We start from the raw sequence: 13714 nt of genomic DNA on the forward strand, positions 1-13714 counted from the left end.
TCTGCATGGGGACCGCCGACGCCGTCCCGGGCGTGTCGGGCGGCACCATCGCGCTGCTCACCGGCATCTACGACCGGCTGATAGCGGCGATTACGTCCGTGACGCCGGGCGTGGCTCGCAGAGCGCTCGCCGCGCTCGCCGGCGTCGTGACGCGCCGCGGCGACGGGGTCGCAGAGCTGCGGTCCGTGCTCCGCGACGTCGACGCCGCGTTCCTCGTGGCGCTCGGCGCCGGCATCGCGACCGCGATCCTCACGGTGACGCGGCTCCTCCACGTCGCGCTCGAAACCGCGCCGGTGGCGACGTACGGCTTCTTCTTCGGTCTCATCGCCGCCTCCGCGGTCGCGCTCCGCGGCCAGTTCCGCGTCGACACGGCGGGCCGGGTCGGCGCCGCGGTCGCGGGGTTCCTCGTCGCGTTTCTCGCGTCCGGGCACGCGGAGGCTGCGCTCGGCGCGACGCCGCTGACCACGTTCCTCGCCGGCGTCGTCGCCGTGAGCGCCATGATTCTGCCCGGCATCTCCGGGTCGCTGATGCTCGTGCTGCTCGGGCAGTACGACCGGATGAGCGGCGCGCTGTCCGCGTTCGTCGACGCGGTGTTCGCGCTCGCGTCCGGCGGCGACGTCGCCGCCGTCGTCGCCGCGGCGGTGCCGGTCGTCGTGTTCTGTCTCGGCGGCGTCGTCGGCCTGCTCACGGTCGCCCACGCGGTCCGGCGGGCGCTCGCGGTGTACCGCCGCGCCACGATGACGTTCCTCGTCGCGCTCGTCGTCGGCGCGCTCCGCGCCCCGGTCGTCGAGGCGGCGTCGGAGACCGGCGGCTGGACGACGGGCGCAGTCGGCGGATTCGTCGGCGTCGCCGTCGTCGGCGCCGCCGCGGTGTTCGCGCTGGACTACGCGGCCGGCGGCATCGACGTGGAGTGACTTCGGCCGGTCGTCGACGAGCGCTGGAGTGGGAGTTGGAGCGGGAGTGAAAGCCGGAGCGACGACCCGCGACCGTTTTCAGGGTCGGCGCCCGAGTCCGCGCTGATGTACGAGGAAGTCGTCCGGGCGTCGGGCCACGAACACGTCACGGCCGAACACGCCAGCACGTTCGAGCTCACCAGCGACGACTGGCTCACCCCGGCCGGCGACTGCATCGTCGCCGTCGACGCCGACCGCGTCCCCGCCGACTTCGACGCCGACTTCGTCGCCGCCTGCCAGTCACGCGACGCCGACGTCACCGCCGAGTTCGAGGCGGCCGGCGTCACCGACACCGTCACCGGCCGCGGCGACCCGGCGCTGACGTTCGACGGCGACCGCAGCATGGTCGGCCGCACCAGCGACTACGTCGACGACCGAACCGTCATGGTCGGCGCCGACGCGGCCGCGGCCGACCTGAACCGGAAACTGGTCACGGCGCTCGAACGCGGCGCGCCGCTCACCTTCACCCTCCGCGTCGACCCCTGAGCCTCCACCGCTCGCTGCCGCGCGTCCGGTGCCGAGGGTCGGGCTGCAATCTTCCCCGACGGTTCTTGTCGGAGCCGACCGAACCGCTGCACACAGATGCCTGCCGACGAGCCAGCGGAGAACATCAGCGGCGGCGACGGCGGCGGCGGCGCGTTCGCGGCGTTCGACGCCGGCGACGGCGAGACCCGCGCGGAAGCCGTCGTCGACGTCCTCGGCGAACTGTACTGGCGGAAGGCGTACGGCGGCCAGGACGCCTTCGAGTGCCTGGTCCGGACGGTGCTGTCACAGAACACGTCCGACAAGGCGAGCCAGCCGGCCCACGACGCCCTGATGGCCCGGTACGGCGCCGGCGACGACGATACCGACGCTGGGGGCGACGATGACGGCGCCGGCGACGCCGGTGCCGACGAAGATGACGCCGACCTCGCCGCGGCGCTCGCCGCAGCCGACCGCGACGAACTCGCGGACACCATCTCCTCGGCCGGCCTCTACAACCAGAAGTCGAAGACCATCGTCGCGCTCGCCGACCGCGTCGTCGACGAGTACGGCGGCGCCGACGGCTTCGACGAGTTCGTCCGCAGCGGCGACCCCGACGAGGTCCGCGAGACGCTGCTCGACATGAACGGCGTCGGCCCGAAGACCGCAGACTGCGTGCTGCTGTTCGCCGGCGGCCGCGGCGGCGTCTTCCCGGTCGACACGCACGTCCACCGCATCAGCCGCCGCATCGGCCTCGCGCCGCCGGACGCCGACCACGAAGCGGTCCGCGAACACCTCGAAGCCGCCGTCCCCGCCGAGAAATGCGGGTTCGGCCACACCGCCATGATTCAGTTCGGGCGGGAGTACTGCTCCGCGCGGACGCCCGCGTGCCTCGACGGCCCCGACGCCTGCCCGATGGCCGACCGCTGTGACCGCGTCGGCGTCGACGCGGCCAGCGGCGACATCGTCGACCCCGCGGACGCTGACGCGGCGGCCGACTGACGCACCGGTGCGAGCCTCGCTGGCGCCGCCGACACCGCCGGCGCGCCGGGGTTCGCTCAGTTCACGGAGCACTCGGCTTCCGGGACGCCCTCGACCGGGGCCTCGGACTGCTCGTACGTCGTCTCGCCGGGTGCGGCCGCGAGCATCGGCAGCGACAGCGTGTAGTCGAACGCCAGTCCGAACCGCGAGAACGGGTCCGAGAGGAACGCCGCGGGGTCGTCGCCGACGCCGGCGAACACGACGCCGGTGCGGAGCGTGATGATTCGGTACTCGCCGGTCGACCCGACCGCCGACACGCCGAACGCGCCGCCTTCGAACAGGTTCGTGAACAGCGACGTGTACAGCGTGAGGTCGATGGTCGGCCCCTCCGTCCCGACCTTCAGGTCCTTCCCGGTGCCGAAGCAGTCCTCCGGAGCGGCCGCGGCGCCGCCGACCGGCGCGGTCAGCAGCAAGAGACAGCAGGCGGCGACGAGTGCGCGGCGAGTCACACCGGAACTGCGCGAACCGCCGACAAAAAGCTACCCGCACCGGTATCGGACTCGATAACGGTTCGCGCACACCGACGCGGAAGCGGAGCGGTCCGTGGCTGCTGTTCGTGGCTGCGGTCGGCAGCGCGGCCTACTTGAACCGGAACGTTTCGAGGTTCTTCGGCGCGAACGTCCGCATGTTGTAGTCGTGGTACAGCGACGACGACAGGTCCTGGACGCTGCGTTCGTCGCCGTGGACGCACAGCACCTTTTCGGGCCGCGGATTCATCGTCTTCACGAAGTTCTCCAGCCCCTGCCGGTCGGCGTGCCCCGAGAAGCCGTCGACCGTCTCGACGTCCATGTGCAGCGAAATCTGCGACGTCCGGCCCGAGTCGCGCGGGTCCTGCACCGGAATCTCGTCCCAGCCGTTCTGGATGCGGCGGCCGAGCGTCCCCTGCGCCTGGTAGCCGACGAAGGTGAGCGTCGACTCCTCTTCGGTGCCGAGGTGGCGTAGCCACGACATGATGGGGCCGCCGGTCACCATCCCGGACGTGGTCAGGACGATGCAGGGGCCGCCGTCGGCGACCTCCTGCCGCTCGTCCTCGCCGCCGTCGATGTGGTTGAACTCGTCGGCGAGGAACGGGTTCTCGTCCTCGTGGAAGATGCGGTCGCGGAGGTCGTCGCGGAGGTACTCGGGGTAGGTCGTGTGGATGGCGGTCGCCTCCCAGATCATCCCGTCGAGGTGGACCGGCATCTCCGGAATCTTCCCGGAGCGCATCGCCTCCTCGATGACCAGCATCATCTCCTGTGACCGGCCGACGGCGAACGCCGGAATCAGGACCTTCCCGCCGCGGTCGTGCGTCTCGTTGATGACCTCGATGAGTTTCTCCTCGGAGTCCTCCTGGTCGGTCTGGTAGTCGTTCCGGCCGCCGTACGTCGACTCCAGCACCAGCGTCTCCACGCGCGGGAAGTCGTTGACGGCGCCGTTGAACAGCCGCGTGTCGTCGTAGTGGATGTCGCCGCTGAACGCGACGTTGTACAGGCCGTCGCCGATGTGGAAGTGCGAGACCGCGGAGCCGAGAATGTGGCCGGCGTTGTGGAACGTCAGCTTCACGTCCGGCGCGATGTCCGTGACGTCGCCGTACTCCAGCGGAATCGTGTGCTTGATGGCTTCACGGACCTGCGCGGAGTCGTACGGCGGCGTCCGCCCCTCCTTCGAGGCGACGTCGAGGTAGTCGAGCGTCAGCAGCCCCATCAGGTCCCGCGTCGGCTCCGTCGTGTAAATCGGGCCGTCGTAGCCGTACTTGAACAGCAGCGGAATCAGCGCGGAGTGGTCGAGGTGGGCGTGCGTCAGGACGACCGCGTCGAGGTTCTGCGCGCCCGCGCCGAGCGCCTCCGGCACCTGCAGGTACGGCACCTCGCCTTCGGCGCCGGGCTTGTCGCCGCAGTCGATGAGGATGCGGGTCTCGGCGGTGTTCAGGACGAACGCGGCGCGGCCGACCTCGCGGCAGCAGCCGAGCGTCGTGATGCGGACCCACTGCTCGTCGGCCATCTCCTCGCGGTGGATGGTGCGGCCGACGCGTTCGAGGATGTCGCGGCGCTCCTCGCGCTCCTGTTTCAGGAAGTTCCGGACGTTCGACACCGTCGACGACTCGATGGGCGGCGTCCGGACGACCTCCGGCGTCCACCCGACCTCCTGGGTGATTTCGCGGAGCGTGGAGCCGTGCCGGCCGATGACCATCCCGGGCTTTTCGGCTTCGATGATGACTTCGCCGGTGTCCTCGTGGAAGTCGAGGTCGGTGACGCCGGCGTCGTCCGGGATGACGTCCATGATGCGCTCTTCGGCCTCCCGCGGCTTCGAGAGCACGTCCGGGTGCGGCCGGACCGTGATGCGCTTGCGGAGTTTCGACGCGAGCCGCCGGACCAGGTCTCCGTTCTGGGCGAACTCCTTCGGGTGCCGGGTGTAGATGACCAGCTCCGGCCCCTCGTATTTCACGTCCGTGACGGAGATGTCGTCCGGAATCTCTGATTCGATCTGTGCCTTCGTCTCCTCGAGTTGCGTATCGACTTGGCTCATAGCTGCGAGAATATTGCGGGCGACGCGCCACTACCGGCTGCGGCGACGCCGTCGGTCTGACTGTCAGTGGAAGAGTGCATGATACGGGACGCTCCGTTCGATGTTCTCCCTCGATGGGCGACGGAAAACCCGCTTGGTTCACAGTATCCCGCCGGGTTATAAAAGCCTTCGCAAACTGGAAGCCGGAGCGCCCACACGGCACTGACGTGCGACTCACGCCCGCCACCGTCCGCGCAGAACGCGACCGCCTCCGCGAGCACGCCGACGTCGTCGTCCCGGTCATCAACGACACCCGGGACCGACTCGGCGACCTGTTCGACACCGACGTCGACCGCGTCACCAACTCGCAGTACCGACGCGAGGTCGACGCCGTCTTCGTCGACGGCGACCGCGCCGTCAACGTCGCCGCGCTCGCCGGACTGCTCCGCGACCTCGACGTCGCCGGCGACTACCCCGGCTTCGTCGTCGACGAACTGCTCGGCCGCCGCCTCGCCGCCACCATCGCCGGCGGCCAGCCGCTCGCGCTCCTCGCGGAAGCCACGTTCCACGTCGCCGACACGCAGGTCCACGGCACCGACGGCGTCGACGCCGCCGGCGCGGACGACCTCGACGCCGCGCTCGCCGCCGGCTTCCAGACCCGACTCCCCGGCTGGAACTGGACAGAGGGCGACAGCCCGTTCAGCGTCGACCCGACGACGGAGTGAATCCTCGGGCTGGATGGCGAGACGGAACCACTAGCGGTGGTGCGCGGCGGCCGCGCTTCGCGCGGCCGCTCGTGCGAGGGACGAGCACCGGAGCGACTGAGCGGAGCGAAGGAGCGAGGAGCACAGGAGGCTGGGGAGGGTGTGGCTGCGGTGCGGTCGCGGCGGGTGGGACTGAAAGGGGCCGCGACGGTCGGCGCTGGCGCGACTGTCAAGCACTGCAGCCGTAGGCGAGGAGCGCAGCAGTCGCACCGAGCCGAGCGTCGCGGGGGCTTTCGCGGCCGTCTCTGTGTAGTCCAGCTGTCCAGCTGTCCAGTAGTCCAGCGGTCCATCACGACGGCCGCCATCGGCGAACGAACGGCGGACCGGGCGACATCGTTTACTCACGCCCCGCCAACACTGATGCGAGACGGATGCGAGACGCGACGCTGTGCCACCTCGTCACGCCGGCCGACGAGACGCTGCTCATCCACAAGAAACGCGGCGTCGGCAGCGGCCAGTACGTCGGCCCCGGCGGCAAGGTCGAACCGGGCGAGTCGCCGCGGGAGTGCGTCGTCCGCGAGGTCCGCGAAGAGGTCGGCATCGACGTGCTGAACCCGGAGAAAGCGGGCGAGTTCGCCTACTTCAGCGACGACTGGGACGCGCGGGTGCACGTCTACCGCGCGACCGACTACGACGGCGAGCCGACCGAGACCGACGAGGCCGTCCCGGCGTGGTTCCCGGTGGACGACCTGCCGCTGGAGTCGATGTGGCCGACGGACCGCGAGTGGCTCCCGACGGTGCTCGACGGCGGCAGTTTCCGCGGCCGGTTCGTCTACCACGCCGGCGGCCCGCGCGTCGTCGAAGTGGAGACCGGCGTCGACCTCGACTGACGCTGTTCGACTGACGCTGTCCGACCGCCGGCTGGTCGCGAACCACGGCGACGACGGCGGCTGTTCCGCGCGGTGCGGTCGACACCTCCCGTCCCTCGAACGGTGTTCCTCCTGTTCGCGCCGCAAGCTGTGGGCGGACGACGGCGGACGACCCACTGTGCGCTCGACGGTTCCAGCCCGCGTCCTTCTCGCGGTGTTTCTGGTGGTGAGTGGCCGCGCCGGACTCCCGCCGACGGACGCCCCCGAGACGGGGAGCGACGTCCGGGCCGAGGTGACGAGTGACCACGACCGCGCGTCCGTCGTCACCGTCGGAGTCGCGCCCGCCGGTCACGCCGGACTGACGGTCGAATTCGTCAACGGAACCGTCACGGAGTACCCCGACGCCGCGTCCATCGAGGACCTTCCGGAGTCGGTGGTGCCCCGGGTCGTCTCGCTCCGGCCGAGCGGCGAGTCCGTCCAGACCCGCGTCTATCGCTGGGACGGGCCGCAGGGGGCGACTGCGACGTTCGAGAACGTCTCGCGCAACGCCACCGTGTTCTACTCCATCGCGTACCCGACCGGGGACGAGCCGATGCGGACGCTCGGCCGACTGACGTGCGGGCCGGACGCCGAGCTGACGACCGTCGAACTCCGAATCAACGCCGGCGGAGACCTGTTCGCGTCGAACACGTGTTCTCAGCCGTCCTGACGGGGACTCGGCCGTCGTCGGTCATCACTCCGGGTCGCGCCTGCGGCGCGTCGCGGTACGATTCGGTTCCGAGCCGGCTCCGTCCCGGTTCGATACAGTCGGGTGTCGCGTCCGCGCTCGCTGCGACCGAAACGCGCCGAGTTTAAGCCCGCGGTCCGACACCACCGAGTATGAGCGACGACGACGGCGACGCCGAGCAGGAACTCGGCGTCACGAAATCGAAGGAGTACGAGACCGGCGAGTGGTACGCCGAGGTCGTCCAGAAGGCCGGGCTGGCGAACTACGGCCCCGAGGGGATGTCCGGGTTCATCGTGACGCGGCCGCGCGGCTACGCGCTGTGGGAGCGCGTCCAGTCCGCGCTCGACGCGAAGTTCAAGGACACCGGCGTCCAGAACGCCTACTTCCCGATGTTCATCCCGGAGTCGTACCTCGAAGCCGAGAAGGACATCGTGGAGGGGTTCGACCCGGAGGTCGCCTGGGTCACCCACGGCGGCCACGAGGAGCTCGAAGAGCGGCTCGCCGTCCGGCCGACCTCCGAGTCCATCATCACGCCGTACATCAGCCAGTGGGTCCGGAGCCACCGCGACCTGCCGCTCCGCGTGAACCAGTGGTGCTCCGTGGTGCGGTGGGAGGCCACCGAGACGAAGCCGTTCTTCCGTACCAAGGAGTTCCTCTGGCAGGAGGGCCACACCGCCCACGCCGACCGCGACGACGCCTGGGAGGAGACGGTGCTGCGGCTCGACCAGTACGAGTCCGTCTACGAGGACGTCCTCGCCATCCCGGTGCTCCGCGGGCAGAAACCGGAACACGACAAGTTCCCCGGCGCCGACACCACCACGACGGTCGAGGCGCTGATGCCCGACGGCAAGTCCGTGCAGGGCGCGACCTCCCACCACCTCGGCACGTCGTTCGCGGAGGCGTTCGACATCACGTACAGCGACGAGGACGAGGAGGAGCAGCTCGCACACACCACCTCCTGGGGGTTCTCGTGGCGCGCGCTCGGCGCGCTCATCATGACCCACAGCGACGACCAGGGGCTCGTGCTCCCGCCGACCGTCGCGCCGACGCAGGTCGTCATCGTCCCCATCTGGCAGGCCGACACGAAAGCGGACGTCCTGGAGTACGCCGAAGGTATCCGCGACGACCTGGCGGACGCCGGCGTCCGCGTGGAACTGGACGACCGCGACACCCGCAACCCCGGGTTCAAGTTCAACGAACACGAGCTGAACGGTGTCCCGGTCCGGTTCGAAATCGGGCCGCACGAGGAGGAGGACGGCGAGGTCACCGTGGTTCACCGGCCGGACGGCGAGCAGTCCACGGTCGACCGCGACGGCATCGTCGACGCCGCCCGGAGCCACCTCGACGAGGTGTTCGCGAAACTGTACGCCGACGCCGAGGAGACGCTGGAGGGCGAAGTCCGCGAGGCGTCCTCCCGGAACGAAATCCTGGGTACCATCGGCCAGCACGGCGGCTACGTGAAGGCGCCGTGGTGCGGCGACGAGGACTGCGAGGCCGAAGTGAAAGACCAGCTCGCCGCCGAAATCGTGATGGTGCCGTTCGCCGACGAGGACGACCGCCGCGGCGACGACCACGACGAGGACTGCGCCGTCTGCGGCGACCGCGCCACCCGAACCGCGTACTTCGCGAAGACGTACTGATATCGACGTTCGGTGGACGTTCGGCTACTGACTTCCCGTTCTGATTCTGTAGTTGCCATCTGAACAGGAATTCTGCGTTTCGTCTCGGGCTTTCTGAATATCGTCGACGTTCGCCGAGATTACTACTCGATTCCGCATACCGATTACCTATTAACCCCTTATATGACACTAACAGGCCCTTAACCCTTCAGGGACACGGCTTTATGCGGCTTCGCGAAACAGTGCCACATGACCGACCTAGACGCGACCGAGCGCACGTCGGCGGGTCTGGCGGACCCGGCCGACGACCGCTCGAACTGCGGCGTCGGCGCCGTCGTAGACCTCGACGGCGGCCGCTCGCACGACGTAGTACGTGACGCGCTCGACCTTCTCGAAAACCTCGAACACCGCGGCGCCACCGGCGCCGAACAGAACACCGGCGACGGCGCCGGCATCATGCTCGAACGACCCGACTCGTTCTTCGCGGACGAACTCCCCGACCTCCCCGACCGCTACGCCGTCGGTTCGCTGTTCCTCCCGACCGACGACGCGGTGCGCGCCGACGTCGAATCGCTGTTCGAACGGACGCTCGCCGACCACGACCTCGCCGTCGTCGACTGGCGCGACGTCCCGACCGACGCCGACGCCGCCGACCTCGGCGCCACCGCGCTCGACTCCGAACCGGTCGTCAGGCAGGCGTTCGTCACGCCGACCGCCGACGTCGACGACGAGGAGTTCGACCGACGGCTGTACGTCGCCCGCCGCGCCGTCGAATCCGCAGTCGAGGACGTCGACGGCGCCGGCCGGTTCTACGTCTGCTCGCTCGACCGCCAGCGCGTCGTCTACAAGGGCCTCCTGAAGGCCGACCAGCTCTCCACGTACTTCCCGGACCTCCGCGACGACCGGCTCGAATCCGGCGTCGCGCTCGTCCACGCCCGCTTCTCCACGAACACGCTCGGCGCGTGGCACCTCGCGCACCCGTACCGGAACGTCATCCACAACGGCGAGTTCAACACCATCCGCGGCAACGTCAACTGGATGCGCGCCCGCGAGGCCGACCTCGCCGGCGCCGGCTTCACCGACGACCAGCTCGACGCCGTCCGCCCCGTCATCTCCGACCCCGACCAGTCCGACACCGCCTCCGTCGACGAGACGCTCGACCTGCTGCTCAACGGCGGCCGCGAACTCCCGCACGCGCTCCGCATGATGATTCCGGAGGCGTACCGGAACGACGAGTCGATGGACGACGACCGCCGCGACTTCTACGACTTCCACGCGTCGCTCGTCGAGCCGTGGGACGGCCCGGCGCTCGTCGTCGGCTTCGACGGCGACCGCGTCGCCGGCGTCCTCGACCGCAACGGGCTCCGCCCGTGCCGATACGACGTCACCACCGACGACCGCCTCGTCATGGGCAGCGAGGTCGGCGCGCTCTACCACGACGCCGACGAGGTCGCAGAGCGCGGCCGACTCCGCCCCGGCGAGACGTTCGTCGTCGACCGCGAACAGGGCCGCGTCGTCCCCGACGACGAAGTGTTCGACGACCTCGTCGACGACCGCTACGGCGACTGGGTCGACGACCAGCAGCGCCACGTCGACGACGTCACGGACGCCGCGCCCGCCGCCGACACCGAACCCGCGGCCGACGACGCGGACGCCGTCGACCCCGACCCGCAGCTCCGCAGCAAGCAGGCCGCCTTCGGCTACACCACCGACCAGCTCAACCACCTCATCGAGCCGATGGCGCGCAACGGCAAGGACCCCGTCGGGTCGATGGGCGACGACGCGCCGCTGTCGGTGCTCTCGGAGTTCGACCGGCCGCTGTTCACGTACTTCAAGCAGCTGTTCGCGCAGGTGTCGAACCCGCCCATCGACTACATCCGCGAGGAGCTGGTGACGTCGATGGAGTCGCGGCTCGGCCCGCAGCGCAACCTCCTCGGCGAGTCCGCGGACCACGCCCGGCAGATCGTCTGCGACTCCCCGGTGCTCTCCGAGCCCGAGGCGGCCGCGCTCAGAGACCTCGACGCCGCCACCGACGACCTCGAATCCGCGGTCGTCGACGCGACGTTCGACCCCGACGACGACCTCGAAGCCGCCGTCGAAGCGGTCCGCGCCGACGCCGAACAGGCCGTCCGCGACGGCGCCGACGTCCTCGTCCTGTCCGACCGCCGCGCCGGCGACGACCGGCTGCACGTCCCGAGCCTGCTCGCCACCGCCGCCGTCCACCACCACCTCGTCCGCGAGGGCCTCCGCGCCCGCACCGGCCTCGTCGTCGAATCCGGCGACCCGCGCGAGGTGCACCACGTCGCCTGCCTCGTCGGCTACGGCGCCGGCGCCGTCTGCCCGTACCTCGCGTACGACACCGTCCGCGACGTCGTCGCCGGCCCCGACGGCGCCGACGAGGACGAGGCGCTCGCCGCCTACCGCGGCGCGCTCGAAGACGGCCTGCTGAAGACGATGGCGAAGATGGGCATCTCCACCGTCGAGTCCTACCAGGGCGCACAGGTGTTCGAGGCGGTCGGGCTCGACTCCGACCTCGTCCGCGAGTACTTCGAGGGCACCGAGATTCGGACGGAAGGCATCGGCCTCCCGCAGCTCGAAGCGGACCTCCGCGAACGCTACCGCGTCGGCTTCGGCGACGACCCCGAACTGGAGACGCAAGGCGAGTACGAACACCGCTCCTCCGGCGAGCACCACGGCTGGAACCCCCACTCCGTCAACGCGCTTCACTCCGCGGTCCGCGGCGACGACCGCGACGCGTGGGACGACTTCGCCGAGCAGGTGAACGACGAGGAGTCGCCGGCCGAACTCAGGAACCTCCTCGAACTCGACTCCGACCGCGACCCCGTCCCGGTCGACGAGGTCGAGCCGGTCGAAGACATCGTCAAGCGGTTCTCCACGGCCGCGATGAGCCTCGGCAGCCTGTCGCCGGAGGCGCACGAGAACAACGCGAAGGCGATGAACAGCATCGGCGCGAAGTCCAACACCGGCGAGGGCGGCGAGCCGCCCGAACGGTTCGACACGGACGCCGAGTGCTCCGTCAAGCAGGTCGCCTCCGGCCGGTTCGGCGTCACCTCCGCGTACCTCGCCGCCGCCGACGAACTCCAGATCAAGATGGCGCAGGGCTCGAAGCCCGGCGAGGGCGGCCACCTCCCCGGGTCGAAGGTGAACGAGTACATCGCGCACGTCCGCTGTGCGACGCCCGGCGTCGGACTCATCTCGCCGCCGCCCCAGCACGACATCTACAGCATCGAGGACCTCAAACAGCTCATCTACGACCTGAAGGCCGCGAACCCGGACGCGGACGTCAACGTCAAACTGGTCTCCGAAGCCGGCATCGGCACCATCGCCGCCGGCGTCGCGAAGGCCGAAGCCGACGTCGTCCACATCTCCGGGCACTCCGGCGGCACCGGCGCGTCCCCGAAGACGTCCATCAAGAACGCCGGCCTGCCGTGGGAGCTCGGCCTCGCCGAGGCGAACCAGATGCTGCACGCCACCGGGCTCCGCGACCGCATCACGGTCTCCGTCGACGGCGGCCTCAAGACCGGCCGCGACGTCGCCGTCGCCGCGCTGCTCGGCGCCGAGGAGTTCAGCTTCGGCACCGCGTCGCTCGTCTCCTCCGGCTGCGTGATGGCGCGGCAGTGCCACCAGAACACGTGTCCGGTCGGCGTCGCCACCCAGCGCGACGACCTCCGCGACCGGTTCCCCGGCGAGCCGGAGCACGTCGTCAACTACATGGCGTTCATCGCCCAGGAGCTCCGCGAGTACATGGCGGAACTCGGCTTCCGCACCGTCGAGGAGATGGTCGGCGAAGTCGACTGCCTGAGCCAGCGCGACAGCGACCACCCGAAGGCGAAACACCTCGACCTCTCGGAAATCCTGGCCGAGCCCGCCGGCGACGTCGCGAGCACCAAGGTCCGCGAGCAGGACCACGCCGACCTCGCGGCGGCGCTCGACTGGGACCTCATCGACGAACTCGGCGACGCCGTCGAGGAGGGCGCGCCGTCCGTACTCTCCCGGACGCTCCGCAACACGAACCGCGCCGTCGGCGCCACTCTCTCGAACCGCGTCTCCACCGCCCACGGCGACGACGGCCTCCCGGCGGACACGATTCGGCTCGACTTCGACGGCGTCGCCGGCCAGTCGTTCGGCGCGTTCCTCGCACCCGGCGTCACCGCCCACCTGACCGGCGCCGCGAACGACTACGTCGGCAAGGGGCTCTCCGGCGGCACCGTCGCCGTCGAAACCCCGTCGGACGCCGCGTTCGACCCGGCGGAGAACATCCTCATCGGCAACGTCGCGCTGTACGGCGCCACCGACGGCGAAGCGTACGTCAACGGCGTCGCCGGCGAACGGTTCGCCGTCCGGAACTCCGGCGTGAAAGCCGTCGTCGAGGGCGTCGGCGACCACGGCTGTGAGTACATGACCGGCGGCGCCGTCGCCGTCCTCGGCGAGGTCGGACGGAACTTCGCGGCCGGGATGTCCGGCGGCGTCGCCTACGTCTACGACCCGCACGGCGAACTCGGCGGGAAGCTCAACGCCGGCATGGTGACCGCGAGCCGCGAACTCACCGACCGCGACGAAGCGATGCTCCGCCGACTCGTCGAGAACCACTACGCCCGCACCGGCAGCGACCGCGCGGCCGAACTGCTCGACGACTGGGAGGACGCGCTCTCCGCGTTCGTCCGCGTCATGCCGGACGCCTACGCGGACGTGCTGGAGGAGGGCCGCGGCGACGACGTCCGCGAGGACCTCCCGGACCGCCCCGACGACGCGGCCGTCGACGGCAGCTTCGGCACCAGCGTCGCCAGCGGCGACGACTGACCGCTCCGCGGCGCCGACGCTCGGCCGTCCCGTC

General features: G+C 70.3%; 10 protein-coding genes. 8 read left to right on the forward strand and 2 right to left on the reverse strand.

Features of this window, described 5'->3' with window-relative positions; all coding sequences use genetic code 11:
* Positions 1–5 precede the first annotated feature (5 nt).
* The 3 genes from ACQUST_RS09600 (at position 6) to ACQUST_RS09610 (ending at position 2417) form a co-directional block, all read left to right on the forward strand.
* Entirely contained in the window at positions 6–914 is a 909-nt protein-coding gene (locus ACQUST_RS09600; RefSeq protein WP_435128168.1) for a DUF368 domain-containing protein, read from the forward strand.
* A 105-nt stretch (positions 915–1019) separates the two neighbouring features.
* Positions 1020–1439, forward strand: coding sequence for a DUF371 domain-containing protein (locus ACQUST_RS09605; protein ID WP_435127679.1), 420 nt, complete (start codon positions 1020–1022; stop codon positions 1437–1439).
* A 96-nt stretch (positions 1440–1535) separates the two neighbouring features.
* Entirely contained in the window at positions 1536–2417 is an 882-nt protein-coding gene (locus ACQUST_RS09610) for an endonuclease III domain-containing protein (protein ID WP_435127681.1), read from the forward strand.
* 56 nt (positions 2418–2473) lie between these two features.
* On the opposite strand, the gene ACQUST_RS09615 is transcribed toward ACQUST_RS09610, so the two are convergent.
* Entirely contained in the window at positions 2474–2905 is a 432-nt protein-coding gene (locus ACQUST_RS09615) for a DUF7332 family protein (protein WP_435127683.1), read from the reverse strand.
* A gap of 130 nt (positions 2906–3035) precedes the next feature.
* On the reverse strand, positions 3036–4961 hold the full coding sequence (locus tag ACQUST_RS09620) for a beta-CASP ribonuclease aCPSF1 (protein WP_435127685.1): 1926 nt from the start codon (positions 4959–4961) through the stop codon (positions 3036–3038).
* 206 nt (positions 4962–5167) lie between these two features.
* On the opposite strand from ACQUST_RS09620, the gene ACQUST_RS09625 reads away from it, so the two are divergent.
* The 5 genes from ACQUST_RS09625 to gltB all read left to right on the forward strand — a co-directional run bounded on the left by ACQUST_RS09625 (position 5168) and on the right by gltB (position 13680).
* A complete protein-coding gene (locus ACQUST_RS09625; protein WP_435127687.1) occupies positions 5168–5665 on the forward strand; it encodes a hypothetical protein in 498 nt (165 codons plus the stop codon).
* Between the two features lie 410 nt (positions 5666–6075).
* Positions 6076–6534: an 8-oxo-dGTP diphosphatase gene (locus tag ACQUST_RS09630; RefSeq protein WP_435127689.1), complete on the forward strand. Its 459-nt coding sequence runs from the start codon at positions 6076–6078 to the stop codon at positions 6532–6534.
* A 205-nt stretch (positions 6535–6739) separates the two neighbouring features.
* Positions 6740–7222 (forward strand): hypothetical protein, encoded by a 483-nt coding sequence (locus ACQUST_RS09635; protein WP_435127691.1) that lies wholly within the window; start codon positions 6740–6742, stop codon positions 7220–7222.
* Positions 7223–7392: 170 nt separating this feature from the next.
* Positions 7393–8880, forward strand: coding sequence for a proline--tRNA ligase (gene proS, locus ACQUST_RS09640; RefSeq protein WP_435127693.1), 1488 nt, complete (start codon positions 7393–7395; stop codon positions 8878–8880).
* Positions 8881–9108: 228 nt separating this feature from the next.
* Complete coding sequence (gene gltB / locus ACQUST_RS09645) at positions 9109–13680, forward strand: glutamate synthase large subunit (protein ID WP_435127695.1); 4572 nt, start codon at positions 9109–9111, stop codon at positions 13678–13680.
* The last annotated feature ends 34 nt before the right edge of the window (positions 13681–13714 follow it).

It is taken from the genome of Halobaculum sp. D14 (assembly GCF_051195135.1).
Taxonomy (GTDB): domain Archaea; phylum Halobacteriota; class Halobacteria; order Halobacteriales; family Haloferacaceae; genus JBNTKA01.

What these genes read in the sequence shown, in the direction of transcription:
- ACQUST_RS09600 (WP_435128168.1), top strand. Translation starts at nt 6, where the DNA reads ATGGGGACCGCCGACGCCGTCCCGGGCGTGTCGGGCGGCACCATCGCG.
- ACQUST_RS09605 (WP_435127679.1), top strand. Translation starts at nt 1,020, where the DNA reads ATGTACGAGGAAGTCGTCCGGGCGTCGGGCCACGAACACGTCACGGCC.
- ACQUST_RS09610 (WP_435127681.1), top strand. Translation starts at nt 1,536, where the DNA reads ATGCCTGCCGACGAGCCAGCGGAGAACATCAGCGGCGGCGACGGCGGC.
- ACQUST_RS09620 (WP_435127685.1), bottom strand. Translation starts at nt 4,961, where the DNA reads ATGAGCCAAGTCGATACGCAACTCGAGGAGACGAAGGCACAGATCGAA.
- ACQUST_RS09630 (WP_435127689.1), top strand. Translation starts at nt 6,076, where the DNA reads ATGCGAGACGCGACGCTGTGCCACCTCGTCACGCCGGCCGACGAGACG.
- proS (WP_435127693.1), top strand. Translation starts at nt 7,393, where the DNA reads ATGAGCGACGACGACGGCGACGCCGAGCAGGAACTCGGCGTCACGAAA.
- gltB (WP_435127695.1), top strand. Translation starts at nt 9,109, where the DNA reads ATGACCGACCTAGACGCGACCGAGCGCACGTCGGCGGGTCTGGCGGAC.